Source organism: Burkholderia sp. BKH01 (assembly GCF_025685725.1).
Taxonomy (GTDB): domain Bacteria; phylum Pseudomonadota; class Gammaproteobacteria; order Burkholderiales; family Burkholderiaceae; genus Burkholderia; species Burkholderia pyrrocinia_C.
Genome location: NZ_JAOTQT010000032.1, coordinates 1 through 25,447 on the forward strand (window position 1 = coordinate 1; position 25,447 = coordinate 25,447).

The following is a 25,447-nucleotide window of genomic DNA, read 5'->3' on the forward strand; positions in this document are numbered from 1 at the left end:
CTCGTCTGGCTCGTCTGGCTCGTCTGGCTCGTCTGGCTCGTCTGGCTCGTCTGGCATGTCCGGCATGTCCGGCATGTCGGCCGCACGGTAACGCGGAGCGACCGCCATGTCAGCCTCCTCCCCCGCTTCCACGCACGCCGGCAGTCCGCTCGCGGCCTGGTCCGCCGCGTTCGGCGACTGGGCCCGCAGCGACGGCGCCGCGTGGCTCTACCTGTTCAAGGCGCTGCTCGCCGCATTCATCGCAACCGGCGTGTCGATGCGGCTCGACCTGCCCGCGCCGAAAACGGCGATGACCACGGTGTTCATCGTGATGCAGCCGCAAAGCGGCGCGGTGCTCGCGAAGAGCTTCTACCGCGTCGCCGGCACGATCTTCGGGCTCATCGCGACGCTCACGTTCGTCGGGCTGTTCCCGCAGCAGCCGCAACTGTTCCTTCTGGCGGTCGCGCTGTGGGTCGCGCTGTGCACGGCCGGCGCCGCGCGCAACCGCAACTTCCGCAGCTATGGCTTCCTGCTGGCCGGCTACACGACCGCGCTGATCGGGCTGCCCGCGTCGCAGCACCCGGACGGTGCGTTCATGAGCGCGCTGACGCGCGTTGCCGAAATCATGGTCGGGATCGTGTCGGCCGGCGTGGTCAGCGCGCTCGTGTTTCCGCAGTACACGGGCGAGCAGATGCGCACGACGGTACGCAAGCGCTTCGGCAGCTTCGTCGACTATGTCGCTTCGGCGCTGTCGGGCAAGCTCGACCGCGCGCATATCGAAACCATCCATACGCGCTTCGTCGCCGACGTGGTCGGGTTCGAGGCGGCCCGCAGCATGGCCGTGTTCGAGGATCCGGATACGCGGATGCGCAGCGGCCGACTCGCGCGGCTGAACAGCGAGTTCATGAGCGCATCGAGCCGTTTCCATGCGCTGCACCAGTTGATGAACCGGCTGCACGCGGCCGGCGCGCAGGCCGCGATCGACGCGATCGAGCCGTACTTCCGCGAGATCGCGCCGCTGCTGCTGACGCCCACAGGCGAACCCGTGCGCACGTCGACCGACGCGGGGCACGCGGCCGAGCAACTGCTCGCATGGCGCGACGCGCTGCCGCGCCGCATCCGCGCGACCCGTGCGGCACTCGAAACGCAGCCGGACTTTCCGCTGCTCGACTTCGATACGGCCGCCGAGCTGCTGTACCGCTTCATCACCGACCTGCACGAGTACGCGGCGACCTATGCGTCGCTGTCGACCGCGACGCACGAACGCGAACGCTGGATCGAGCGCTACGAGCCGCGCACCAACATGACGGCGATGGTGATCGCGGCGATTCGCACCGCAACCGTGATCCTCGTGCTCGGCTGGTTCTGGATCGAGACCGCGTGGCCGAGCGGCGTGACGCTCACGCTGACGGCGGCGGCCACCTGCGCGCTCGCGTCGTCGACGCCGCGCCCGACCGCGATGTCCGCGCAGATGGGCATGGGGACGGCGCTCGCCGTCTGCACGGGCTTCCTGCTGACGTTCGGCATCTATCCGCACATCGACGGCTTCCCGCTGCTGTGCGTCGCGCTCGCGCCGCTGCTCGCGATCGGCATCTTCATGACGCTGAAGCCGAAGCTCGCGGGCTACGGGATGGGCTACCTGATCTTCTTCAGCTTCCTCGCCGGCCCGGACAACATCACGCACTACGACCCGACCAGCTTCATGAACGACGCGCTCGCGCTCGTGCTGTCGATGCTGGCGTCGGCGATCGCGTTCGCGGTGCTGTTCCCGCCTACCGCGCCGTGGCTCAAGAAGCGGCTGTTCGCCGACCTGCGCCACCAGGCCGTCGCGGCCTGCCACGCGCGGCTCGCCGGCTTGCGCACGCGCTTCGAGAGCGGCGCGCGCGACCTGATGTACCAGGCCCACACGCTGTCGGCCGACCAGCCCGACGTGCAGCGCGACGCGCTGCGCTGGATGTTCGCGGTACTCGAAACCGGCAACGCGGCGATCGACCTGCGTCACGAGCTGGCGACGCTGCCGTCCGACCCGCGCTATGCGCCGGCGATGCCGTGGCGTCGCGCGATCGAGACGATGCGCGGCTCGCTGTCGACGCTGTTCTCGAAGCCGAGCGCCGCGCGCTTCGATGCGACGCTCGCCGCGACCAATGCGGCGATCGACGCGACCCGGCAGACGCTCGACGCGTTCGAGCCGACACGCGACGAGCGCCACCGGCTGCAACGCATCCTGAGCCATCTGCATTTCGTGCGCACCGCGCTGCTCGATCCGGAATCGCCGCTCGAGCCGCTCAACCGCAACCGCCCCGTGCGTCCCCAACCAGGAGCCTCGTCATGATGCCGCGTGAAATCGCCATTCTCGATGCCTACATGCCCACGGTGGTGCTGATGTTCGTCCTCGGCGCGCTCGCGACCTGGGCCGTCGACCGCCTGCTCGCCTACACGGGCCTCTACCGTCTCGTCTGGCACCCGTCGCTGTTCCGGGCCTGCCTTCTCGTCTGCATTTGCGGCGGACTGAGTCTTGCCGTTTACCGTTGATTCCGAACCATCATGATTCTCAGAAAACTCTTCGGCTTCGTCGCGACCGCCGTCATCCTTGTCGTCGCGATCCTGATCGGGCGCTCGCTGTGGGTGCACTACATGGACGATCCGTGGACGCGCGACGGGCGCGTGCGCGCCGAGATCGTCAACGTCGCGCCGGACGTGTCGGGCGCGATCGTCGAGCTGCCCGTGCATGACAACCAGCTCGTGAAAAAGGGCGACCTGATCATGCAGATCGACCCGTCGCACTACCAGATCGCGGTCGAACAGGCGCAGGCGGCCGTCGCCGCCCGCCGCGCGGAACTGCAGATGCGCCGCGACGACGCGGCCCGCCGCGCCGATCTCGATGCGCTCGTCGTGTCGAAGGAAAACCGCGAGAACGCGGCGCACAGCGCGTCGAGCGCCGATGCGCAGTACCAGCAGGCGATCGCCGCGCTCGACGCCGCGAAGCTCAATCTCGAACGCACGCGCGTCGTCGCGCCGGTCGACGGCTACATCACGAACCTGCAGACGTTCAAGGGCAACTACGCGGTGGCGGGCCAGGCCAAGCTCGCGATCGTCGACAGCCACTCGTTCTGGGTCTACGGCTATTTCGAGGAAACCAAGCTGCCGCGCGTGAAGATCGGTGCGCCGGCCGAAATGCGGCTGATGAGCGGCGGCGTGATGAAGGGCCACGTCGAAAGCATCTCGCGCGGCATCTACGATCGCGACAACCCGCAAAGCCGCGACCTCGTCGCGGACGTGAACCCGACCTTCAACTGGGTGCGCCTCGCGCAGCGCGTGCCGGTGCGCATCCGGATCGACGAAGTGCCGGCCGACGTGGTGCTGTCGGCAGGCACGACCTGCACGGTCATCATCGATCCGGACAAGCCGAAGAAGTCGTAAGCGCGGGACGGCCGGGCGCGCTCAGGCCGCGATGCGAAAGCGCCCGACCAGCGACTTCAACGCCTGAGCCTGCTCATCGAGCGCGTTTGCGGCAGCCGCCGCCTGTTCGACGAGCGCCGCATTCTGCTGCGTGCCGGAGTCCATCTGCGTGACCGCGCGGCCGATCTCCTCGATCCCGGCGCTCTGCTCGTCCGATGCCGCCGAAATCTCGCCGATGATGTCCGTCACGCGCTTGACCGCGCGCACGACGTCGCCCATCGTGCGGCCCGCGTCGTGCGCGAGCGCGGCGCCGTTCGCGACGCGCTCGACCGATGCGCCGATCAGCGCGCGGATCTCCTTCGCCGCGGTCGCCGCGCGCTGAGCGAGCAGGCGCACCTCGCCCGCGACCACCGAGAAGCCGCGCCCCTGTTCGCCGGCGCGCGCGGCCTCGACCGCCGCATTCAACGCGAGAATGTTGGTCTGGAACGCGATCCCTTCGATCGTGCCGATGATCTCGCGAATGTTCTTCGCGCTGTCGTCGATCTCGCTCATCGTCGCGACCACGCGCCCGACGACTTCACCGCCCGTTTCCGCAACGGCCGACGCATTGGCGGCAAGCGTGCTCGCCTGCCGCGCGTTCTCGGCGTTCTGCCGCACGGTCGACGTGAGCTGCTCCATGCTGGCCGCGGTGCGCTCGAGCGCGACGGCCTGCTGCTCGGTGCGTCGCGACAGGTCGAGATTGCCGGTCGAGATCTCGCCGGATGCGGCCGCGATCGCCTCGGCACTGACGGCGATCTCGCCGACGGTCGCCGCGAGCCCCGTCTGCATCTCGGCCAGCGCGCGCACCATGCTGTCGCGGTCGTGCCGGCCGAGCGCGATCGGTCGCGTCAGGTCGCCGCGCGCGATGTCGGCCGCAATCGCCTTCGCGTGCGCGGGCTCGCCGCCGAGCTGCGACGCAAGGCGCCGCACGACGCGTTCGGCGATCGCGATCGCGAGCACGATCAGCGCGGCCGTCATGATCGCGATCATCGCGAACGACGACGAGAAGATGGTGGCGGACGCATCGAGCGTCGCCTTCGATTTCTCGCCGCGCGTCTTCACGAGTTCGGCGACGAGTTTTTCGAGCTTGCCGGTCTCGACCAGCAGCGACACGTCCTGCGTGCCGACCTGCCAGTTCATCTGCGACAGGTCGAGCGGCTGCGCGCGCACGAGCGCGACGAAATCGCGCAGATGCGCGCTCCACGTGCCGACAGCCGTCGAGAACGCACGCAGCCGCGCCGAATCGCCGGCGTCGGCCGGATCCGCATAGCGCTGCAGCGTGCCGAGCGCCTGGCCGATCGACGCGAGCCCCGCGCCGACCTCGGCGCCCAGTTCGTCGCGCTCCTTCGCGGTGGTCGCGGTCAGCAGCATCTTCTGCGCACGGCTCGCCCGCAGCACCTCGGCCCGGACTTCCTGCGCCGCGCGGCTCGCGACGTGGCCCTGCTCGTAGACCGACGAGATCGACGCGTTCAGCCGGCTGATCTGCCACAGCGAAAACACGCCGATCGCGAGCGTGCCGGCCAGCAGGATCGCGAACGCGGCGCGCAAGGTCGCCTTGACGGTCCACGGCCGGCGCTCGCGACGCGCCGCGCGCGGGCGCCGTGCGGCGCGACCGGCGGCAACGTCGGGTGCGGCGGCGGCCGCACCTGGCTGTGGATGCAATGATGCTGCTTTCATCGATATATCCCCGTATGGATCACGCTGCCGGAAAGGTCGGTCCCGGCGGTCCGCGATGGCAGGCCATGCCGCGCGTCCTGCGCCTGCACGGCGGGTAGCCGGTGCCGGGCGCGGCGCACCTGTGGTCATTGGGTCGTTCAACGGCCGCCACCGCCGTTTCTTGAGTCCGGTAAAACACGCACCGGGCTCCGGCGCGGCCTCGCAGTCAGGCAGCCCCGCCGCCAGCGTTATACCCGGTCAAAAAAACAGGTAACGGCCGATCTATCGGACGAATGTCCGATTCGCGACAAAACTTGGCCTGACATTCTCGATACGCCACATTACACTTCTTTGACGCATCAATGATTCGAAACGCGCCGATCCCCATCAGAGCGCGCCCGTTACCTCAACTCGTTCAGCTCACATGGAAACCAGCCTCGACACCGGAGCCGCCGGCGCAGCCGCCGCGCAGCCGTCCGCGCCACCCGCACCCCGCACCGTCTATCCGGTGCTCGGCGCGATCAGCTTCTCGCACATGCTCAACGACATGATCCAGTCGTTGATCCTCGCGATCTATCCAATGCTCAAGAGCCAGTTTGCGCTGTCGTTCGCGCAGATCGGCCTGATCACGCTCACCTACCAGATCACCGCGTCGCTGCTGCAGCCGCTCGTCGGCCTCTATACCGACAAGCGTCCGAAGCCGTATTCGCTGCCGGTCGGGATGGGCTTCACGCTCGCGGGGCTGCTGCTGATGTCGGTCGCGCCGAACTTCCCGATGCTGCTGGTGGCCGCGGCGCTGGTCGGCTGCGGCTCGTCGGTATTCCATCCCGAATCGTCGCGCGTCGCGCGGATGGCGTCGGGCGGCCAGCACGGGCTCGCGCAGTCGGTGTTCCAGGTCGGCGGCAACGCGGGCTCCGCGCTCGGGCCGCTGCTCGCCGCGCTCGTGATCATTCCGCACGGCCAGCACAGCATCGCGTGGTTCTCGGCGGCCGCACTCGTCGCGATGGTCGTGCTCACGCAGATCGGCCACTGGTACAAGAAGCATCCGTCGATGAAGAAGAAGGCCGCGGCGGCCGGCCACCCGACGCTGTCGCGCGGCCGCGTGATCGGCGCGATCGGCGTGCTGGTGCTGCTCGTGTTCTCGAAGTACTTCTACCTCGCGAGCATCAACAGCTATTTCACGTTCTACCTGATCGACAAGTTCCACCTGTCGGTGCAGGCCGCGCAGATCCACCTGTTCGTGTTCCTCGCGGCCGTGGCGGCCGGCACGCTGATCGGCGGTCCGGTCGGCGACCGGATCGGCCGCAAGTACGTGATCTGGGTATCGATCCTCGGCGTCGCGCCGTTCACGCTGCTGCTGCCGTACGCGAACCTGTTCTGGACCAGCGTGCTGACCGTGATCATCGGCATCGTGCTCGCGTCGGCGTTCGCCGCTATCCTCGTCTATGCGACGGAACTGATGCCCGGCAAGGTCGGGATGGTCGCGGGCCTGTTCTTCGGCTTCGCGTTCGGCCTCGGCGGCGTCGGCGCGGCCGTGCTCGGCCAGCTCGCCGACGCGACGAGCATCACGTTCGTCTACAAGGTGTGTTCGTTCCTGCCGCTGATCGGCGTGCTGACGGTGTTCCTGCCGAACCTCGAAAGCAGCCGGCGCAAGAAGGCGTGACGAGCCGGCCGCGGCGGCGTGCGCGCCGCGGCCGGTCGAACGGCTGGATCGGAGAAAACGACGGCGGCTTCAGGCCGCCGCCGTCGCATGCAGCGTCAGGAAACGCGTGAGGATGCCGGACGAATAGCTGCTCGCGATCGCCGACAGGAAGTGCGAGAACGACTGCGTCGCGTGATCGTCGGCCGTATCGGAGATCGTGCGCACCAGCGCGAACGGCACATCGTGTTCCGCGCACACCTGCGCGATCGCGGCGCCTTCCATTTCTACCGCGAGCGCGTCCGGCAGCGCCTCGCGCAGCGTGACGACCTCGCGCTCGCTCGACACGAACCGGTCGCCGCTGATGATGAGCCCCGCGTGCAGCGTCGCGCCGGCGAGCCCGAAGCGTTCGGCGAACCGCCCGCCCTCTTCCGCGACGAACAGCGTGCACGCGGCCCTGAGACGGGCCGTCAGTGCCGCGTCGGTCGCGAAACGCGTGATGCCGAGCAGCGGCACCTCGTAGCGCGGAAAGAGCGGCGACGCGTCGAGATCGTGCTGCAGCAGCGTATCGGCCACGACGACGTCGCCGACGCGCACCGCGCTCGACACGCCGCCCGCGACGCCGGTGAACACGACGCCCGCCACGCCGAACACGTGGATCAGCGCGCTGACCGTGGCGGCGGCCGCGACCTTGCCGACCCGTGCGAGCGTGACGACGCAGGCCGCGCCGTGCACGGTGCCGACGTGGTAATCGCGGCGGCCGAGCGTGACCGTCTTCATCGCGCCGTCGGCGCGCATCGCGGCGATCAGGTCGCCGAGTTCCTCGGGCAGCGCGGCGAGTATGCCGAGCGGGCGGGTCGAAGGCACGGCAACCATGTCGATGCCCATCATTCCACCGCCTGCAGTTTCGCGACCGCGAGCGCGAGCCACTTCTCGCCGTGCCGCTTGAACTTCACCTGCGCCTTCGCATCGGTGCCGTTGCCTTCGAGCGCGGTGACCGTGCCTTCGCCGAACTTGGTATGGAACACCTGCTGGCCGACCCGGAAGCCGGCGCCGGCCGCGCGCTGCTTGTCCGCGAACGCGGGCAGCGGCGCCGACACCGCTGCATCGACGATCTGCTCGCGACTGCCGCCGCCCGGCCGCGCGAACCAGTCGCGCCCGTACCCCGCGTTGTCCGATCGCCCGCCCCAGCGCGAACCGGCCTCGACCTTCGGCGTCAGCCACTTCAGCACGTGCTCCGGCAACTCGTCGAAGAAGCGCGAACGCACGTTGTAGCGCGTCTGGCCGTGCAGCATCCGGCTCTGCGCGAACGACAGGTAGAGCCGCTCCTTCGCGCGCGTAATCGCGACATACATCAGCCGGCGCTCCTCCTCGAGGCCGTCCGATTCGAGCACGCTGTTCTCGTGCGGGAACAGCCCTTCCTCGAGGCCCGTGATGAACACGGCCGAGAATTCGAGCCCCTTCGCCGCGTGCACCGTCATCAGTTGCACGGCGTCCTGCCCGGCCTGTGCCTGGTTGTCGCCGGCCTCCAGCGACGCATGCGACAGGAAACCGGCGAGCGGCGTCATCGTGTCGGGGTTCTGCGCCGGGTCGCCGGGCGATGCCGGATCGAGTACCTCGACCGCCGGATCGTCCGTCGCCGCGCCGAGCTCGGGCGCCGCGATCGCGCCCGCGCGCAGCGGGATCGAGCGGGCCGGCGTGTCGAGCCCGTAGCCTTCCTCGCTGACGAACGCGGTGGCCGCATTCACGAGTTCCTGCAAGTTCTCGAGGCGGTCCTGCCCTTCGCGCTCGCCCTGGTAGAAATCGGCGAGACCGCTCGCGCGCACGACATGCTCGACGGTCTCGGGCAGGCTCATCTGCTGCGTGTCGGTGCGCATCTTCGCGACCAGGTTCGCGAACCCGCCGAGGCTCGTGCCGGCCTTGCCGGTCACGTACGGAATTGCAGCGGCCATCGAGCAGCCGTACAGGCGCGCGGCGTCGGCGAGCTGCTCGATCGACCGCGCGCCGATCCCGCGCGTCGGGAAGTTCACGACGCGCACGAACGCCGTGTCGTCATTCGGGTTGTCGATCAGGCGCAGGTACGCGAGCGCATGCTTCACTTCCTGGCGCTCGAAGAAGCGCAGGCCGCCGTACACGCGGTACGGGATGCCCGACGACATCAGCGTGTGCTCGATCGAACGCGACTGCGCGTTGCTGCGATACAGGACGGCCACTTCGCTGCGCGCCATCCCGGTGTTGATCAGCGAGCGGATCTCTTCGACGATCCAGCCGGCTTCCTGCGAATCGGTGCTCGCCTCGTACACGCGCACGGGCTCGCCGTGGCCCGCGTCGGTGCGCAGGTTCTTGCCGAGGCGGTGTGCGTTGTTCGAGATCAGCTGGTTCGCCGCATCGAGGATGTTGCCGTGCGACCGGTAGTTCTGCTCGAGCTTGATCAGGTTGCGCACGCGGAATTCGTCTTCGAAATCGCGCATGTTGCCGACGTTCGCGCCGCGGAACGCGTAGATCGACTGGTCGTCGTCGCCGACCGCGAAGATCGCGTTCTGGCCGCCCGCGAGCATCTTGAGCCACGCATATTGCAGCTTGTTGGTGTCCTGGAACTCGTCGACGAGGATGTGCTTGAAGCGCGCCTGGTAGTGCGCGCGCAGCGGCGCGTTGTACGCGAGCAGCTCGTAGCAGCGTAGCAGCAGCTCGGGGAAATCGACGACGCCTTCGCGCTGGCACTGCTGGTCGTACGCCTGGTACAGCTCGACGAACTTGCGGTTGAAGTTGTCGGTCGCGTCGACCTTGTCGGGACGCAGCCCCTGCTCCTTCGCGTTGTTGATGAAGTACTGGACGTTCTTCGGCGGGTACTTCTCGTCGTCGACGTTCGCCGCCTTCATCAGCCGCTTGATCGCGGACAACTGGTCGGCCGTGTCGAGGATCTGGAAGGTCTGCGGCAGGCCGGCGTCGCGCCAGTGCGTGCGCAGCATCCGGTTGCACAGGCCGTGGAACGTGCCGATCCACATCCCGCGCGTGTCGATCGGCATCATCGCCGACAGGCGCGCCATCATCTCGCGCGCGGCCTTGTTCGTGAAGGTGACGGCGAGCACGGTGGGCGGCGACGCGTAGCCCTGCTGGATCAGCCACGCGATGCGCGTGATCAGCACGCGGGTCTTGCCGCTGCCCGCCCCTGCGAGGATCAGCGCCGGTTCGTTCGGCAACGTGACGGCGGCGTGTTGTTCGGGGTTCAGATTGGCGAGCAGATCGGGCATGGAGCGGCGGCGGACGGGCGAGAAAAATGCGGACCCGCCATTATAAGTCGGCCGCGCGATGCCGTTCCCGATCCGTTCGGTCGAGCGCCGCAAACGCGCCGCGGCCGCTTCGCGACAAGCCCGCGCCGGCAACGCGATGGCTGGCCGATGTGCATCCATTTATAATTGTCAGATTCGGCATCCAATTCACGCATTTTTCGGCAGATTTCCAACATGAGCGACAACACGCTTGCGAAGAGCTTCGAGCCCCACACCATCGAGTCCCAATGGGGGCCGGAGTGGGAAAAACGCGGCTATGCCGCCCCGGCGTTCGATCCGTCCCGCCCCGATTTCGCGATCCAGTTGCCGCCGCCGAACGTGACGGGCACGCTGCACATGGGCCATGCGTTCAACCAGACGATCATGGACGGCCTCGCCCGCTATCACCGGATGCTCGGCGAGAACACGCTGTGGGTGCCCGGCACCGATCACGCGGGGATCGCCACCCAGATCGTCGTCGAACGCCAGCTCGACGCGCAGGGCGTATCGCGCCACGACCTCGGCCGCGAGAAGTTCGTCGAGCGCGTGTGGGAATGGAAGCAGCAGTCCGGTTCGACGATCACGGGCCAGGTGCGCCGCCTCGGCGCGTCGACCGACTGGTCGCGCGAATACTTCACGATGGACGACAAGATGTCGGCCGCCGTGCGCGACGTGTTCGTGACGCTCCATGAACAGGGCCTGATCTACCGCGGCAAGCGCCTCGTCAACTGGGATCCGGTGCTGCTCACCGCGGTGTCGGATCTCGAAGTCGCGAGCGAAGAGGAAAACGGCCACCTGTGGCACATCCGCTACCCGCTCGTCGACGGCTCGGGCTCGCTGACCGTCGCGACGACGCGCCCCGAGACGATGCTCGGCGACGTCGCGCTGATGGTCCATCCGGAAGACGAGCGCTACGCACACCTGATCGGCAAGCTCGTCACGCTGCCGCTGACCGGCCGCGAGATCCCGGTGATCGCCGACGACTACGTCGACCGCGAATTCGGCACGGGCGTCGTGAAGGTCACGCCCGCGCACGACTTCAACGACTACCAGGTCGGCCTGCGCCACAACCTCGTGCCGATCGAGATCCTGACGCTCGACGCGAAGATCAACGACAACGGCCCCGAGCAGTATCGCGGCCTCGACCGCTTCGACGCACGCAAGGCGATCGTCGCCGACCTCGACGCGCTGGGCTTCCTCGACTCCGTGAAGCCGCACAAGCTGATGGTGCCGCGCGGCGACCGCACGGGCGTCGTGATCGAGCCGATGCTGACCGACCAGTGGTTCGTCGCGATGACGAAGGCGGCGCCGGAAGGCACGTTCAATCCCGGCAAGTCGATCACCGAAACGTCGCTCGACGTCGTGCGCAACGGCCAGATCAAGTTCGTCCCGGAAAACTGGACGACCACCTACTACCAGTGGCTCGAGAACATCCAGGACTGGTGCATCTCGCGCCAGCTGTGGTGGGGCCACCAGATCCCCGCGTGGTACGGCGAGAACGGCGAGGTGTTCGTCGCGCGCAGCGAGGAAGACGCGCGCGCGAAGGCCGCCGCGCAGGGCTACACGGGTGCGCTGAAGCGCGACGAAGACGTGCTCGACACGTGGTTCTCGTCGGCGCTCGTGCCGTTCTCGTCGCTCGGCTGGCCGAACGAGACGCCTGAACTGAAGCACTTCCTGCCGTCGTCGGTGCTCGTCACGGGCTTCGACATCATCTTCTTCTGGGTCGCCCGGATGGTGATGATGACCACGCACTTCACGGGCAAGGTGCCGTTCCATACCGTCTACGTGCACGGCCTCGTGCGCGACGCGGAAGGCCAGAAGATGTCGAAGAGCAAGGGCAACACGCTCGACCCGATCGACATCGTCGACGGCATCGACCTCGAGACGCTGGTCGCGAAACGCACGACGGGCCTGATGAATCCGAAGCAGGCCGCGACGATCGAGAAGAAGACGCGCAAGGAATTCCCGGACGGCATCCCCGCGTTCGGCACCGACGCGCTGCGCTTCACGATGGCGTCGATGGCGACGCTCGGCCGCAACGTGAACTTCGACCTCGCGCGCTGCGAAGGCTATCGCAACTTCTGCAACAAGCTGTGGAACGCGACGCGCTTCGTGCTGATGAACTGCGAAGGCCACGACTGCGGCGCCGACAAGCCGGAAGTCTGCGGCGCGGGCGACTGCGGCCCCGGCGGCTACCTCGACTTCTCGGCAGCCGACCGCTGGATCGTGTCGCTGCTGCAGCGTACCGAGGCCGACATCGCGAAGGGCTTCGCCGACTACCGCTTCGACAACGTCGCGACCAGCATCTACAAGTTCGTGTGGGACGAGTACTGCGACTGGTATCTCGAACTCGCGAAGGTGCAGATCCAGAACGGCACGCCGGAACAGCAGCGCGCCACGCGCCGCACGCTGCTGCGCGTGCTCGAGACGGTGCTGCGCCTCGCGCACCCGGTCATCCCGTTCATCACCGAAGCGCTCTGGCAGAAGGTCGCGCCGCTCGCGGGCCGCTATCCGCAGGGCTTGGCCGAAGGCGAAGCTTCACTGATGATGCAGGCGTATCCGGTCGCCAACCTGCAGAAGATCGACGAGGTGTCCGAGCAGTGGGCGGCCGACCTGAAGGCGATCGTCGACGCATGCCGCAACCTGCGCGGCGAGATGAACCTGTCGCCGGCGACGAAGGTGCCGCTGCTCGCGGCCGGCGATGCCGAGCGCCTGCGCTCGTTCGCGCCGTACGTCCAGGCGCTCGCGCGCCTGTCGGAAGTGCAGATCCTTGCCGACGAAGCAACCCTCGACAAGGAAGCGCACGGCGCGCCGATCGCGATCGTCGGCCCGAACAAGCTGGTGCTGAAGGTGGAAATCGACGTCGCGGCCGAACGCGAGCGCCTGTCGAAGGAAATCGCGCGCCTGACGGGCGAGATCGCGAAGTGCAACGCGAAGCTCGGCAACGAGGCATTCGTCGCGAAAGCGCCGCCGGCCGTGGTCGAACAGGAGCAGAAACGCGTCGCCGAATTCCAGAGCACGCTCGAGAAACTGCGTGCGCAGCTCGATCGGTTGCCCGCGTAACAAACCGTAAGGCCGTTTGCGTTCACTATAATGCGGACGTGAACATAGACCGTCTGACAAGTCGATTACAGGAATAAAGGTTCGATCATGTTGAAAGTCACCAAGGCGGTATTCCCCGTTGCCGGCCTCGGCACGCGGTTCCTGCCGGCAACGAAGGCGAGCCCGAAGGAGATGCTGCCGGTCGTCGACAAGCCGCTGATCCAGTACGCAGTCGAGGAAGCGATCGCCGCGGGCATCACCGAGATGATTTTCGTCACCGGGCGCAGCAAGCGCGCGATCGAGGATCATTTCGACAAGTCGTACGAGGTCGAAGCCGAGCTCGAGGCGCGCGGCAAGGAAAAGCTGCTCGAGCTCGTGCGCAGCATCAAGCCGAGCCATGTCGACTGCTTCTACGTGCGCCAACCGGAAGCGCTCGGCCTCGGCCATGCGGTGCTGTGCGCGGAGAAGCTCGTGGCCGACAACCCGTTCGCGGTGATCCTCGCGGACGACCTGCTCGACGGCAACCCGCCCGTGATGAAGCAGATGGTCGACGTGTTCGACCACTATCACAGCTCGGTGATCGGCGTCGAAGAGATCCCGCCGTCGGAAACGAAGTCGTACGGGATCGTCGACGGCAAGGAATGGGAAGAGTCGATCGTCAAGATGTCGGCGATCGTCGAGAAGCCCGCGCCGGAAGTCGCGCCGTCGAACCTCGGCGTGGTCGGCCGCTACATCCTGAAGCCGCGGATCTTCGAACACCTGCGCGCGCTGAAGCCGGGCGCGGGCGGCGAACTGCAGCTCACCGACGCGATCCAGGCACTGCTCGCCGACGAACAGGTGCTGGCCTACAAATACCAGGGCACGCGCTACGACTGCGGCAGCAAGCTCGGCTACCTGAAGGCGACGGTCGAATTCGCACTGCGCCACCCGGAAGTCGGCGCGGAATTCGACGAATACCTGCGCACGCGCGGCGGCGCGCAACCGGCCGCCTGAGCGCGGCAAGGGCTCGCCCCGGCGGGCCCGCCCTCACCTTACCGGCCGGCGCTCAGCGCGCCTCGGCCGGCTTCACCGAGACGACGCCCGGCATCCCGCCCGCGTCGTCTTTTTTCGTCTTGACGAGCCAGCCGTCGGCCGCGTCGAACGGCACCTTCGCGAGCGCGCTCTTCACGAGCGCCGGCGCGGCCTGCTGCGAGCCCGGTTCGCGATCGCGCAGCGCGGCCGTCACGCGATAGACGTCGGCGCCCGAATTCGCATCGACGAAACGCAGCGTCAGCACGTGGCGGTACACCTTGCCCGCGAACGGCAGCGCGAGCGGCGACGGCCCGTCGACCGTCACGCACGCGCTGCTCGCGGCGCCGCACTGGTCAGCGATGGCCGCGACCGCCGCCGGCTGCGTCGCGTACGCGATCGACAGCCGGTAGCGCGCGTCCTTGAGCGGCTGCGCGTCGAAGCCGCGGCGCACGAGTTCGTCGCGCACCAGCGTCTCGATCTGAAGGTATTCGGCGTCGTTCGCCTGCGCAGCCGTCCGGACGAAATCGTAGCCGTGCGCGCCGGCTGCGAATGCATCCGGCTGCCCGACCGCACTCACGCCGCTCGTCACGCCGGCGCAGCCCGTCAACAGCGACACCGCCAGCGCGGCCGCTGCCCATTCCTTTCTCATGGCTTTCCCCAGATGCCTGCCGTCGCGCCCGGCCCTGTCAGGCGGACGGCTCGTCGATCGCGGGCAGCGACACCGTCACCGCGGTGCCGACACCCACTTCGCTATCGACCGACACGCTGCCCCCATGGCGCGTGACGACCGTCTTCACGAATGCCATGCCGAGCCCGGAACCCGGAATCTCGGGCCGCTCGCCGGCATGGAATCGCTTGAAACGCTCGAACAGATGCCGCTGATCTTCCGGCGCAATGCCGTACCCCTGATCACGAATCGTACAGAACATCCGCTTCGACGCGTGCTCGACCTTCAGCGTACACGTGATCACGGTGTCGGACGGACTGTATTTGACCGCGTTGTTCAACAGGTTCACGAACGCGCGCGTGATCAGCGAGCGGTCCGCGCGCACCCAGCACATGTCGGCGCCGACGTCGGTGTAGACGCGGATGTGCTTTGCCTGCGCCTGCGGCCATACCTCGTCGCTCGCATCGATCAGCACGTCGACGAGGCTCGTCGCCTCGAGCTGGTACGCCTGCGACTCCGCGCGCGCCAGTTGCACGAACTCGTCGGCGAGCGACAGCGCGCGGTGCGCATAACGCTCGATCCGCGCGAGCAGCCCGCGCATCGCGTCGGTCTCGACGCGGTCGCGCTCGATCTCGACCAGCGCGAGGATCGACGACTGCGGCGAGCGCATGTCGTGCGACAGCAGGTGCAGCGCTTCCTCGCGATGCCGCTCGGCCGCGTGCAGTTCGGTCACGTCGACGAGGCCGGCAATCCAGCCCGTCACGCGGCCCTGCGCGTTCGTGCAAGCGGCATAGCGTAACAGATGGTCGAGCCCGTCACGGTCGCGCACCTCGATGCCGCGCGCCATCGCATCGTGCTCGGCTTCGAGCGTCGGGTCGAGCGCGGCCGGCCAGTGCTCGCGGATCGCCGCATCGTGTTCGGCGTTACCGTCGACGGTCTTCATGAACGTCAGCTCGCCGAGCGCGGCGCGCAGCGGCCGCCCTTCCGGCAGCGGCAGCGCGAGCCGCGACCCGTAGCGCTTCGCCGCATGGTTCGCGATCAGCACGGTGCCGGCCAGGTCGGTCACGAAGATCGGTTCGGGCATGCTGTCGAGGCTGTCCCACACGAAGCGCTTCATGTCCTGCACGCGCTGCGCGGCTTGCGCCATCAGCGCCATCTGGCGCTCGAGCACGTCGCCGCCGACGCTGCGCGTGCGCGGCGCCTCGGGCAGCAGGTGCGGCTCGTCGGCGAGCCGCTGCAGCTCGCGGCGCAGGTACGACATCGTCATTTCGAGGCGCCGCCAGTTCCAGATCGGGTAGACGGCGATCAGCCCGAAGATCGCCGGCGCCGGCGACAGCCAGATGCGCGCCTCGAACAGCAGCGCCATGCTCGCGACGACGGCGAGCGCGGCGAGGCTCAGCGTCAGCAGCAGCGCGCGCCACGGCGATAGCATCAGGAACCCGCCCAGCAGCGCGGCGAGCGGCAGCAGCGACGCGACGAACAGCCCCGCGCGCGACGCGGGCGAGATCGCGCTGCCGGTCGCCAGCATGTCGAGCACGTTGGCGTGGATATACACGCCGGCGAGCGGGCCGAAATCGCCGGATACGGGCGTCGCGAAACGGTCGTACAGCCCCGACGCGGTCACACCGACGACGACGATCTTGCCGCGCAGCGCGTCGGGCTTCACGCGCCCCTCGAGCACGTCGTCGAACGACACCGTCGGATAAGCAGGCGTGTTACGGCTGAACGGAATCAGGTAGCGGCCCTCGCCGGCCGCGTCGCGCGCCAGGTCGTGCGCGTTCGCGCCCGGCGCGCCGCCGGCCGGATGCAGTCGGCCGGCCTGGATCGCGCGGTACACGGGCACCATCAGTTGCGGCCAGCGCACGCGGCCGTCGCTTTCGAACAGCGCGACGCTGCGCACGATACCGTCGGGATCGACTTCGAGGTTGATGTGACCGAGCCCCGTCGCGCGCGCCGCGAGCGCGGCCACCGGCGGTTCGACGGTACGCGAGCCGTCCGCCTGCTCGGGGCTCAGCAGCACGGGCAGGAAGGTCGGCACGTGGCTCATCGCGTCCGCGAACGCGCGATCCTCCGGCGACGGTTCGGTGAACAGCACGTCGTAGACGACGGCGGCCGGCTGCGCGCGCGCCAGTGTGTCGAGCAGCCGCGCGTGCACGTCGCGCGACCACGGCCAGCGGCCGAGCGCCGACACGCTCTGGTTGTCGATGTCGACGACGACCACGTCGGGCGACAGCGGCAGGCTGCGCAGCATCAGCAGCCGGTCGTAGATCAGCCCGTCGACGCTCGACGACAGGCGGCCGAGCGCACACGCGAGGATCACCGCGATCCCGAGGCAGCCGATCGCGATCCATTCGATCAGGAAGCGGCGGCCGAGGTGCCGCCGCGGGGAAACGGAGTCGGGTTTCATGCGCCGCGGGTCAGCGCGACAGCGTGAACGCGCCAACCGGGCTGGTCTTTTCGTAGAACTTGCCGCCTTCGAACTCCTCGACGGTCACCGCCCAGAAATAATCGCCCGGCGGCAGGTGCGCGACGGTGATCTGGCGCGCATGCAGGCCGACCTGGTCGACGACCGGCGCGCTCAGGTCCTTCGAGCGCGACAGCACGAACCGGTAGCGCGCGTCCTTGCCCGAACCGTTCGGCGACCAGCGGAACTCGTAGCCATCCGCGCCGGGCGACGCGCTCGCGTCGAGCCCCATCACGCGGCGTTCGAACGCATAGGTGCGCGGCAGCCCCTCGAGGCCGTTGGCATCGATCGCGGCGATCCGCACGAAGTAGTTACCGTTCGGTATGTCGCGGAAGACCGCGCGCGGCGAATCGGTGCGCGTTTCGCGGAACAGGTCGAGCAGCCCCGCATCGTGCGCGAGCTGCACGCGGTACGCATGCGCGTTCGCCTGCGGCACGACGTCGAACGCGACGTCGGGTTCGTCCTGCACCTTGTCGGGATGCGCGAGCGCCGGCGCGGCCGGCAGCGCGACGGGCACGCCGACCGCACCGGACGACGTCGCGACGCTGCCGAAGTTCGCATGTACGAGCGTCGGCTTGGCCGATTGCCGGCCGCCCGCGACGCCGACGGTGCCGTCGAGCACTTCGACACGCGTCGACGCATTGCCGGCCGCGTCGTAGTTCACGCGAAAGCGCGTGCCGCGCACGCCGGCCACGACCGACGGCGAGCGGATCTGGAAGCGGTCGTCGCGTTTCTTCAGATGAGTGACTTCGCTGTCGACCGAGCCGCGCGTGAGTTCGAACTGGCGATCGAGCGTGCCGATCAGCACGGTGCGGCGCAGCGCCTTCAGGTCGAGTTGGCTGTCGGGCGGCAGGCTCATGTGCGTGCCGTCGGTGAGTTCGAGCGTCACGAAGCCGTTCGCGCCCGTGCGCACGCGGTCGCCCTCGGCGAGCGCCGTATCGTTCGCCAGCGGCACGTACGCGTCGCCGGACGCGCGCTCGGCCGTGCCCTGCACCGCGACGACACGCGCGGTCAGCTTTTCCTTGCGCAGGCGCGCGACCGGCAGCTTCAGCGCGACGCCGGGCTGCAGGTGCTTCGGCGCGGGCACGCCGTTGATCTGCTGGAGCAGTTGCCAGTCGTCCGCGCCCTGCAGGTAGCGGGCGGCGACGTCGTACAGCGTGTCGCCCGCCTCCGTGCGGTAGACGACCATCTTGCCCGCGGCAGCGGGCGGCTGCGCGGCCGCATGCTGCGCGGCGAATGCAAACGCGACCGCACAAGCCGCGCGCAGCACCATCGTGTGCAGGTTCGCCGTGCGCTGCGTGAATCCCGTGGTCACTCCGGTTCCCCCTGACCGACCCGCTCGAGCCGGTAGCCGTAGCCGTAGATCGGCGCGAGGCGATAGCCGTTTTCGGGCCGCAGGCCGAGCTTGGTGCGCAGCATCGAGATGTGCGTATCCATCGTGCGCGACGGGATGTCGGTCGCCTGCTTCCACACGAGATCGAGAATGTGCGCGCGCGACAGCGGCCGGTCGAGATGCTGGAACAGCAGCAGCGCGAGCTCGAATTCCTTCTGCGTCAGGCTCACGGGCTTGTCGCCGACGTAGGCCTGCTTCAGGTTCACGTCGAAACGGAATTGATCGAATTCGCGAACGGTCGCCTCGGCGTTGACCGGATACGCGCGGCGCAGCAGCGAGCCGATGCGCGCGCGCAGGATCGGGCCCGACACGGGCTTGACCACGTAATCGTCGGCGCCGGCGTTGAGGATCTGCGTGATCCCCGCCTCGTCGTCGCGGCTCGTCATGAAAATGATCGGCAGGCTGTGCTCGGTCTGGTTGGCGCGCACCCACTTGAGCACTTCCTCGCCGGACATGTCGGGCACGTTCCAGTCGAGCACCAGCAGATCGAACGTCTCGCGCTGCAGACGCTTCTTCAGGGCCTTGCCTTCCTTGAACGCATAGCACGTATGGCCAACGGCCGTCAGCGTTTGACTGACGAAATCCGTCTGGGCCGGATCGTCATCCAGTACAGCAATTCTCATAGCACCCCGCAAATCGAAATCGATTCGTCCAGTTCAGCTCCCCGCACCCACCTCGCAGCGCAACGCGCGCGGCTTCCGGATACGGGCCGGCGAGCCGTCGTTCGCCGCTCGCGCCACCTGCGCAAACCGGCGACCCCGGCTAAATATCTCAAAAACGGGGCGCGGACGAACCGGCGATTTCATCATAGTAGTATGAAATTCGCCAAGAAATTGCGCGGACTACCGTTCTTTCTTCGAATAATCCTTCCTGTCGCGCAATCTGACGCCTAATCGACACCCGCCACCGTTTCGGCGAAATCGTCGGTCGGCACGCGTTGCACCAGCGGTTGCGACAACGCCGGTTGCGCAAGCATCCGCTGCAACTGTTCGCGCACGCGCTCCCACGCGGTGGCCGCGTAGTCGGGCTGGCCCGCCGCCCATGCCTGCGCCAGATCGAACACGCGCTCGATCGTCGCACCGCAGTAGGTCAGGCCCGAGCCGTCGTCCTGCGCGGCATCGCGCAGCCGTTCGTCCAGCCACTCGGCCAGCCACGGCATCTCGGCCGCGGCCGAATCCGCGTAGGCCTCCAGCGCGGCACGCGCGTGGCGATCCTGCTGCGGATCGAGCTCGATACGGCTCAATTCCGACGCACGCTCGGGCGCAATGCATTCCGCTCCGGACGGACTTCGAAGGGTCCCTGGTCTGAAGGACATGTCCTCTCCCCGTTGTACGACGGTAGCGTCAGGCATGGCCCCCGTGCCCGCCATACGACGTACCGCGGCCGGCGCCTCCGCTGGGAGCGGACGACCGGCCGGGTCAGTATACGCAGCCAGTCACGAAGCGAGGTTTAAGAATTGTCAGAGGCTCGACCGGCCGGCGCCGGGCGTTGCCGGCCCGTGCACCGCGAGTGGATGCCACGGCCGGGCGCGCGATGCGGGCCGTCAGCGGCGGCGCATCAGGAACACGAAGGTCTTGTCCTGCGTCGTCGATTCGACGATCTCGTTGCCCGTCTGCTTCGCGAACGCGGCGAAATCGCGCTGCGAGCCGGGATCGGTCGCGAGCACCTTGAGGATCTGCCCGCTTTCCATATCGGCAAGCGCTTTCTTGGCACGCAGGATCGGCAACGGGCAATTGAGCCCGCGCGCGTCCACTTCCTTGTGAATCTGCATCGGCTGTCGACCTTCGAATGTCACGCCACAGGAGGCGCGGGAGGAAGCCGCGATTTTACCGCAGCGCCGCCCTGCCCGCCCGGGCACCCCACGGCCCGGCGCCGCGGGCACCGGCGTCACGTGCCGGAGAAGCCGCCCGCGAGCCGTTCGCGCAGGTGCCGCACGAGCGCGCGCACCGCGCTCGGCACGACCGGGCTGTACGGGCGGATCGCGAAGACGTGATCGCCGAACGCGCCCGACGGCCGCCAGCCGTCGAGCAGCGAGACGAGCCGGCCGGCGTCGAGATCGCGCCGCGCGCTGAAATCGGGCAGCAGCGCGATGCCGAGCCCGCCGAGCGCGGCCTCGCGCATCGCCTCGCTGTTGTTTGCCGCGAAACTGCCGCGCACCGGCACGCTCACGCGCTGGCGGCGCCGGCCGTCCGGCTCGAAGCTCCATGCGGCCGGTTCGTTGTCGCGCAGGTAGCACAGGCAGCTGTGGTCGACGAGTTCGCTCGGGTGCCGCGGCGCGCCGCGCGCGTCGAGGTAGTCGCGGCTCGCGACGAGCAGCGAGCGCGTGTCGCACAGCTTCCACGCGACGTGGGTCTGCGGCGCGGTGGTCGTATGGCGGATCGCGAGGTCGAAGCCTTCCTGAGTCAGCGAATGCAGCCGGTCCGACAGGTCGAGCTCGATGTGCACGCCCGGATGCTGCCGCAGGAAATCGGGCAGGTGGGGCACGACCTGCTGGCGCCCGAGCGCGACCGGCGCCGTCACGCGCAACAGGCCGCGCGGCTCGCCGGCCAGGTCCTTCACGCGCGCGAAATGCTGCCCGATCGACTCGAACGCGTCGCGCGTGCTGTCGACGAGCGTCTGGCCCGCATCGGTGAGCCGCACGCTGCGCGTCGTGCGGCGCACGAGCGGCACGCCGGCCGCCTTTTCGAGATCGGCGATACGCTGGCTCATCGCGGCCTTGCTGATGCCGAGCCGCTGCGCGGCGGCCGTGAAACTGCCGGCCGCGGCGAGTACCGTCAGCGAATGGATATGCGGCCAGAGCGCCTGGACATTTTGCTGATTCATCCGTCGATTATTCAGAATTCTGAACAGTGAATCAAGTTGCGCGGGCTTCTCCCGCCCCGTCGGTTTCCCTAGACTAGGTTCCGTTCCCCCCTCATCCCCAGGAGACACGATGAATCCGGTTCCCGCGTACACGTCCGACGCCGACGTCGGCCACTATGTCGACGGCGCAGCCGTCGCCGGCCGCAGCGGCCGCTTCCAGGACGTCCTCAACCCGGCGCTCGGCCGCGCGGTGCGCCGCGTGGCGCTCGCGGATAACAACGAAGTGCAGCGGGCCGTCGCATCGGCCCACGCCGCGTTCCCGGCCTGGGCCGAGACGCCGCCGATCCGCCGCGCGCGTGTGCTGCACCGCTTCCTGCAACTGATGAACGAGCACCGCGACACGCTCGCGGCAATCATCACGGCCGAGCACGGCAAGGTGTTCTCCGATGCGCAGGGCGAAGTCGCGCGCGGCATCGACATCGTCGAATTCGCATGCGGCGTGCCGCAACTGCTGAAGGGCGACTTCACCGATCAGGTCAGCACCGGCATCGACAACTGGACGATGCGCCAGCCGCTCGGCGTGGTCGCGGGCATCACGCCGTTCAACTTCCCGTGCATGGTGCCGTGCTGGATGTTCCCGGTCGCGATCGCGACGGGCAACACGTTCGTGCTGAAGCCGAGCGAGCGCGACCCGTCGGCGGCGCTGTTCATCGCCGACCTGCTCACGCAGGCCGGGCTGCCGCCCGGCGTGTTCAACGTCGTGCAGGGCAACAAGGACGCGGTCGACGCGCTGCTCGACCACCCGGACGTGCAGGCCGTCAGCTTCGTCGGCTCGACGCCGATCGCGGCCTACGTGCAGCAGCGCGCGGTACAGTCGGGCAAGCGCGTGCAGGCGCTCGGCGGCGCGAAGAACCATCTCGTCGTGATGCCCGATGCGAACATCGATCAGGCGGTCGACGCGCTGATCGGCGCCGCGTACGGGTCGGCCGGCGAGCGCTGCATGGCGATCAGCATCGCGGTGCTGGTCGGCGACGTGGCCGACCGGATCGTGCCGGCGGTCGCCGAACGCGCGCGCAAGCTGGTGATCGGCGACGGCATGCAACCGGAAGTCGAGATGGGCCCGATCGTCACCGGCGACGCGCTGAAGCGCATCGAAGGCTATATCGAGCAAGGCGTGAGCGAAGGCGCGCAACTGGTGGTCGACGGGCGCGGGCTGCGCGTGCCGGGCCGCGAGGCGGGCTTCTTCACCGGCGGCACGCTGTTCGACCACGTGACGCCCGACATGCGGATCTACAAGGAGGAAATCTTCGGGCCCGTACTCGGCTGCGTGCGCGTGAAGGATTTCGGCGAAGCGGTCGACCTGATCAACGCGCACGAGTTCGGCAACGGCGTGTCGTGCTTCACGAGCGACGGCGGCATCGCGCGCGAATTCGCGCGGCGCATCCAGGTCGGGATGGTCGGCATCAACGTGCCGATTCCGGTGCCGATGGCGTGGCACGGCTTCGGCGGCTGGAAGAAGAGCCTGTTCGGCGACATGCACGCGTACGGCGAGGAAGGCGTGCGCTTCTACACGCGCCAGAAGTCGGTGATGCAGCGCTGGTCGTCGAGTATCGGCAAGGGTGCCGAATTCGCGATGCCGACCGCGAAGTAAGCAGGCCGGTGGGCCGCCCGCCCGACCGATCGGCGGGCGGTGCACCGGCAGAATGCGTCAGCCGGCCTTCTTGCCGTGCGCACCGCCGGCGGTCGGCAGGTACGACAGTTCGAGCCGGTACGCGAGCGCGACGAACAGGCTCTGCGCGAGGCCCATCGTGGCCGTCAGCGCGCGGAACCCGAACGTCTCGCTGTCCTGCACCATCAGCGTCACCTCGGCCTCCCGCGCGAGCGGGCTCATCCGGCTGTCGGTGATCGCGATCAGGCGCGCGCCGCGCTGCACGGCCTGCTGCGCGACCTGCACGGTCTCGTCCGCATACGGCATGAACGAGATGACGATCATCACGTCGCCGTTGCGCACCGACCGGATCTGCCCGAGATGCATGCTGCCGAGCGCGCTGAACAGCCCGATGCGCTTGTCGGTGTGCTGCAGCGCGTAGTCGAGATACACGGCGATCGGAAACGCGCGCCGCGAGCCGGCAATCCAGATCGCCTGCGTGTCGGCGAGCAGTTCGACGGCTTGCGCGAGCGCCTGCGGGTCGAGCGTCTGCCGCAGCTGCTGCATCCCGGCAATGCTGCCCTTGATGAATTCGTCGGCGATCTGCTCGGGCTGCAGGCTCGACGAGCCCGATTCGATCACGTCGCGCAACCGCAGATTGTATGCGCGCCCCGGCGCGATCTGCTGCGCGAGCCCTTCGCGGAACAACCGCTGCATCTCGGAGAAGCCGGAGAAGCCGAAATGCTTCGCGAAGCGCACGACCGCCGACGGCTGGACGCCGCACGCCTCCGCCAGCGACTGGATGCCTTCCAGGCCCAGCTGGTCCCGATGCGTTTCCACGTGGCGCGCAATGACCTTCAGGCGATTGCTGAGGCCGTCGTATTCCTGTGTCAGATGCTGCAGGAACTGCTCGACGGTGGCGGGAGGTTTCTCGGATGAACTCATCGGATGGCGCGAAGTTGACGGCCCCGGTGCGCGCGCGATGCTGACGGACGCGGCCCGAGGCTCACCTGGATACATGCATGAAGGGCGAATTTAATCACGTTTGCGGCACGGCCCGCGCCGCGCGTTTCGCTCCCACGCGCTCGATCATCACCTGCACACGCTCCACGGCAAGACTGGAAACGATTGTCCAACGCTCTCGCGGCGTCGTAAAGATTAGGGTGTCTACCGAGTCTGCCGAGGCCGACGGCCGGCGCAAAGCGGCGCGCGGCGCACCGCGGCCTGCCTGCCGGCCCTGCTCAGCGATAGTCGACCCACACGCCGCCCGCGTCGGCGGAGCGCACGCAGTTCTCGACCCATCGGACGCCCTCGACGCCCGCATGGACGTCCGGAAAGCGGATGCCCTTCAGCGTCGCGGCGTCGCCGCGATCGGCCGCGTCCATCGCGAGCGCGAAGCGCGCATAGAGATTCGACCAGGCCTCGAACAGCCCTTCAGGATGTCCGGCACCGATGCGATCCTCGCGCAACGCATTCGGATGCAGGTAGCCCATCCCGCGATCGAGCACCTGCGCGGGCTGCCCCTGCACTTCGTAGCGCAACTGGTTCGGATGCTCGTCCCACCATTCGACGCTCGCCTTCGAACCGATCACGCGCACCTTCTGGCTGTGCATCGAACCCGCGTTGACCGCGCTCGACCATACGTAGCCGATCGCGCCCGTGTCGTATTCCATGATCGTGAACGCGTTGTCCTCGAGCGGCGCGCGGCTCTTCACGAAGCTCTGCCGCGAACACATCAGCCGCCGGATCTTCAGCTCCGGCGCCATCACCTCGGAGATGTACAGCGGATGCGTGCCGATGTCGCCGAGCACGTAGCTCGGGCCCGCGAACTTCGGGTCGACGCGCCAGCGTGCGGCCGCGCTCGCGGCCTCGACGCCTTCGCTGTGGAAGCCGTGCGCGAACTGCATCTGCACGATGCGGATCTCGCCGAGATCGCCGCGCGCGATCATCTCGCGCGCCTGTTCGATCATCTGGTGACCCGAGTAGCCGTATGCGACGCCGACGATCCGGTTCTTCTCGATCGACAGCCGCTGCAGCGTCTCGGCCTCGTCGGTCGTGAAGCACAGCGGCTTCTCGCAGACCACGTGCAGCCCTGCGTTCAGCGCGGCGCGGCAGATCTCGAAGTGCGTGTTGTTGGGCGTCGCGATCGACACCGCGCGAATGCCGTCCGGGCGGCGCGCCTCGGCGTCGAACATCGTCGCGTAGTCGGGATAACAACGCTCGGACGCGACGCCGAGCTTCACGCCGAACTGGCGGCCGCGTTCGGGATCGATGTCGAATGCGCCGGCGACCAGCTCGAAACTGCCGTCGCGCAACGCCGCCGACCGGTGGCTGTAGCCGATCTGGCTGCCGAGCCCGCCGCCGACCATGCCCCAGCGAATCGAATGTCCAAGCAGAATCTGTCCGTCAATCATGGTGGTGTTCCTGGTCCGTGTTCGG

The 25,447-nt window shown here is 68.2% G+C and carries 19 protein-coding genes; 7 read left to right on the top strand and 12 right to left on the bottom strand.

Translation table 11 applies throughout. The annotated features are described in order from the left end of the window. Positions 1-106 precede the first annotated feature (106 nt). The 3 genes from OEJ37_RS30940 to OEJ37_RS30950 are packed head-to-tail and all read left to right on the top strand — an operon-like array spanning position 107 to position 3,399. Positions 107-2,311 carry an FUSC family protein gene (locus OEJ37_RS30940; RefSeq protein WP_174420472.1) on the top strand — a complete coding sequence of 735 codons (2,205 nt, stop codon included), beginning with the start codon at positions 107-109 and terminating at the stop codon, positions 2,309-2,311. After that, positions 2,308-2,511 carry a DUF1656 domain-containing protein gene (locus OEJ37_RS30945; protein WP_011351756.1) on the top strand — a complete coding sequence of 68 codons (204 nt, stop codon included), beginning with the start codon at positions 2,308-2,310 and terminating at the stop codon, positions 2,509-2,511. Before OEJ37_RS30940 ends, OEJ37_RS30945 begins: the two co-directional genes overlap by 4 nt. A 12-nt stretch (positions 2,512-2,523) precedes the next feature. Further along, the gene (locus OEJ37_RS30950) at positions 2,524-3,399 is read left to right on the top strand and encodes an HlyD family secretion protein (RefSeq protein ID WP_174420473.1); all 876 of its coding nucleotides are present in this window, start codon (positions 2,524-2,526) and stop codon (positions 3,397-3,399) included. A gap of 21 nt (positions 3,400-3,420) precedes the next feature. Here the strand turns inward: OEJ37_RS30950 and OEJ37_RS30955 are convergent, their stop codons facing one another. Continuing rightward, complete coding sequence (locus OEJ37_RS30955) at positions 3,421-5,094, bottom strand: methyl-accepting chemotaxis protein (protein WP_174420474.1); 1,674 nt, start codon at positions 5,092-5,094, stop codon at positions 3,421-3,423. A 403-nt stretch (positions 5,095-5,497) separates the two neighbouring features. Here OEJ37_RS30955 and OEJ37_RS30960 point away from each other — a divergent pair, with 403 nt between their 5' ends. Next, entirely contained in the window at positions 5,498-6,736 is a 1,239-nt protein-coding gene (locus tag OEJ37_RS30960) for an MFS transporter (RefSeq protein WP_174420475.1), read from the top strand. A gap of 69 nt (positions 6,737-6,805) precedes the next feature. Here OEJ37_RS30960 and OEJ37_RS30965 read toward each other — a convergent pair whose 3' ends face one another. Both OEJ37_RS30965 and OEJ37_RS30970 read right to left on the bottom strand, forming a co-directional pair. After that, complete coding sequence (locus OEJ37_RS30965; RefSeq protein WP_174420476.1) at positions 6,806-7,603, bottom strand: 5'-methylthioadenosine/adenosylhomocysteine nucleosidase; 798 nt, start codon at positions 7,601-7,603, stop codon at positions 6,806-6,808. After that, positions 7,600-9,963, bottom strand: a complete 2,364-nt coding sequence (locus OEJ37_RS30970) for a UvrD-helicase domain-containing protein (RefSeq protein WP_263348562.1) — start codon at positions 9,961-9,963, stop codon at positions 7,600-7,602. The genes OEJ37_RS30965 and OEJ37_RS30970 overlap by 4 nt, the downstream gene beginning before the upstream one ends. 213 nt (positions 9,964-10,176) lie before the next feature. On the opposite strand from OEJ37_RS30970, the gene OEJ37_RS30975 reads away from it, so the two are divergent. Both OEJ37_RS30975 and galU read left to right on the top strand, forming a co-directional pair. Then, the gene (locus tag OEJ37_RS30975) at positions 10,177-13,044 is read left to right on the top strand and encodes a valine--tRNA ligase (protein ID WP_263348565.1); all 2,868 of its coding nucleotides are present in this window, start codon (positions 10,177-10,179) and stop codon (positions 13,042-13,044) included. An 87-nt stretch (positions 13,045-13,131) separates the two neighbouring features. Beyond that, the gene (galU, locus tag OEJ37_RS30980; RefSeq protein ID WP_034183387.1) at positions 13,132-14,016 is read left to right on the top strand and encodes a UTP--glucose-1-phosphate uridylyltransferase GalU; all 885 of its coding nucleotides are present in this window, start codon (positions 13,132-13,134) and stop codon (positions 14,014-14,016) included. A gap of 52 nt (positions 14,017-14,068) precedes the next feature. On the opposite strand, the gene OEJ37_RS30985 is transcribed toward galU, so the two are convergent. From OEJ37_RS30985 to OEJ37_RS31015, 7 genes are all read right to left on the bottom strand, one after another. Further along, positions 14,069-14,683, bottom strand: coding sequence for a DUF4136 domain-containing protein (locus tag OEJ37_RS30985; RefSeq protein ID WP_263348566.1), 615 nt, complete (start codon positions 14,681-14,683; stop codon positions 14,069-14,071). Positions 14,684-14,720: 37 nt separating this feature from the next. Beyond that, entirely contained in the window at positions 14,721-17,108 is a 2,388-nt protein-coding gene (locus tag OEJ37_RS30990; protein ID WP_263348569.1) for a CHASE2 domain-containing protein, read from the bottom strand. 10 nt (positions 17,109-17,118) lie between these two features. Beyond that, positions 17,119-18,480, bottom strand: coding sequence for a FecR domain-containing protein (locus OEJ37_RS30995; RefSeq protein ID WP_263348571.1), 1,362 nt, complete (start codon positions 18,478-18,480; stop codon positions 17,119-17,121). Continuing rightward, the gene (locus OEJ37_RS31000; RefSeq protein ID WP_034183383.1) at positions 18,477-19,181 is read right to left on the bottom strand and encodes a response regulator transcription factor; all 705 of its coding nucleotides are present in this window, start codon (positions 19,179-19,181) and stop codon (positions 18,477-18,479) included. The genes OEJ37_RS30995 and OEJ37_RS31000 overlap by 4 nt, the downstream gene beginning before the upstream one ends. Before the next feature lie 266 nt (positions 19,182-19,447). Beyond that, positions 19,448-19,873 (bottom strand): peptidase, encoded by a 426-nt coding sequence (locus tag OEJ37_RS31005; RefSeq protein ID WP_175918740.1) that lies wholly within the window; start codon positions 19,871-19,873, stop codon positions 19,448-19,450. Positions 19,874-20,101: 228 nt separating this feature from the next. Continuing rightward, positions 20,102-20,329 carry a sulfurtransferase TusA family protein gene (locus OEJ37_RS31010; protein WP_006402122.1) on the bottom strand — a complete coding sequence of 76 codons (228 nt, stop codon included), beginning with the start codon at positions 20,327-20,329 and terminating at the stop codon, positions 20,102-20,104. A gap of 116 nt (positions 20,330-20,445) precedes the next feature. After that, on the bottom strand, positions 20,446-21,381 hold the full coding sequence (locus OEJ37_RS31015; RefSeq protein WP_263348576.1) for a LysR family transcriptional regulator: 936 nt from the start codon (positions 21,379-21,381) through the stop codon (positions 20,446-20,448). Positions 21,382-21,490: 109 nt separating this feature from the next. On the opposite strand from OEJ37_RS31015, the gene OEJ37_RS31020 reads away from it, so the two are divergent. Next, positions 21,491-23,011, top strand: a complete 1,521-nt coding sequence (locus tag OEJ37_RS31020; RefSeq protein ID WP_174420484.1) for a CoA-acylating methylmalonate-semialdehyde dehydrogenase — start codon at positions 21,491-21,493, stop codon at positions 23,009-23,011. Between the two features lie 57 nt (positions 23,012-23,068). Here the strand turns inward: OEJ37_RS31020 and OEJ37_RS31025 are convergent, their stop codons facing one another. Together OEJ37_RS31025 and OEJ37_RS31030 are read right to left on the bottom strand one after the other, a co-directional pair. Beyond that, on the bottom strand, positions 23,069-23,953 hold the full coding sequence (locus OEJ37_RS31025) for a MurR/RpiR family transcriptional regulator (RefSeq protein WP_174420485.1): 885 nt from the start codon (positions 23,951-23,953) through the stop codon (positions 23,069-23,071). A gap of 296 nt (positions 23,954-24,249) precedes the next feature. Next, a complete protein-coding gene (locus OEJ37_RS31030) occupies positions 24,250-25,422 on the bottom strand; it encodes a Gfo/Idh/MocA family protein (RefSeq protein WP_263348578.1) in 1,173 nt (390 codons plus the stop codon). Between the last annotated feature and the right edge of the window lie 25 nt (positions 25,423-25,447).

Coding starts and splice junctions, on each gene's coding strand:
- OEJ37_RS30940 (WP_174420472.1), top strand. CDS start 107: ATGTCAGCCTCCTCCCCCGCTTCCACGCACGCCGGCAGTCCGCTCGCG.
- OEJ37_RS30945 (WP_011351756.1), top strand. CDS start 2,308: ATGATGCCGCGTGAAATCGCCATTCTCGATGCCTACATGCCCACGGTG.
- OEJ37_RS30950 (WP_174420473.1), top strand. CDS start 2,524: ATGATTCTCAGAAAACTCTTCGGCTTCGTCGCGACCGCCGTCATCCTT.
- OEJ37_RS30955 (WP_174420474.1), bottom strand. CDS start 5,094: ATGAAAGCAGCATCATTGCATCCACAGCCAGGTGCGGCCGCCGCCGCA.
- OEJ37_RS30960 (WP_174420475.1), top strand. CDS start 5,498: ATGGAAACCAGCCTCGACACCGGAGCCGCCGGCGCAGCCGCCGCGCAG.
- OEJ37_RS30965 (WP_174420476.1), bottom strand. CDS start 7,603: ATGATGGGCATCGACATGGTTGCCGTGCCTTCGACCCGCCCGCTCGGC.
- OEJ37_RS30970 (WP_263348562.1), bottom strand. CDS start 9,963: ATGCCCGATCTGCTCGCCAATCTGAACCCCGAACAACACGCCGCCGTC.
- OEJ37_RS30975 (WP_263348565.1), top strand. CDS start 10,177: ATGAGCGACAACACGCTTGCGAAGAGCTTCGAGCCCCACACCATCGAG.
- galU (WP_034183387.1), top strand. CDS start 13,132: ATGTTGAAAGTCACCAAGGCGGTATTCCCCGTTGCCGGCCTCGGCACG.
- OEJ37_RS30985 (WP_263348566.1), bottom strand. CDS start 14,683: ATGAGAAAGGAATGGGCAGCGGCCGCGCTGGCGGTGTCGCTGTTGACG.
- OEJ37_RS30990 (WP_263348569.1), bottom strand. CDS start 17,108: ATGAAACCCGACTCCGTTTCCCCGCGGCGGCACCTCGGCCGCCGCTTC.
- OEJ37_RS31000 (WP_034183383.1), bottom strand. CDS start 19,181: ATGAGAATTGCTGTACTGGATGACGATCCGGCCCAGACGGATTTCGTC.
- OEJ37_RS31005 (WP_175918740.1), bottom strand. CDS start 19,873: ATGTCCTTCAGACCAGGGACCCTTCGAAGTCCGTCCGGAGCGGAATGC.
- OEJ37_RS31010 (WP_006402122.1), bottom strand. CDS start 20,329: ATGCAGATTCACAAGGAAGTGGACGCGCGCGGGCTCAATTGCCCGTTG.
- OEJ37_RS31015 (WP_263348576.1), bottom strand. CDS start 21,381: ATGAATCAGCAAAATGTCCAGGCGCTCTGGCCGCATATCCATTCGCTG.
- OEJ37_RS31020 (WP_174420484.1), top strand. CDS start 21,491: ATGAATCCGGTTCCCGCGTACACGTCCGACGCCGACGTCGGCCACTAT.
- OEJ37_RS31025 (WP_174420485.1), bottom strand. CDS start 23,953: ATGAGTTCATCCGAGAAACCTCCCGCCACCGTCGAGCAGTTCCTGCAG.
- OEJ37_RS31030 (WP_263348578.1), bottom strand. CDS start 25,422: ATGATTGACGGACAGATTCTGCTTGGACATTCGATTCGCTGGGGCATG.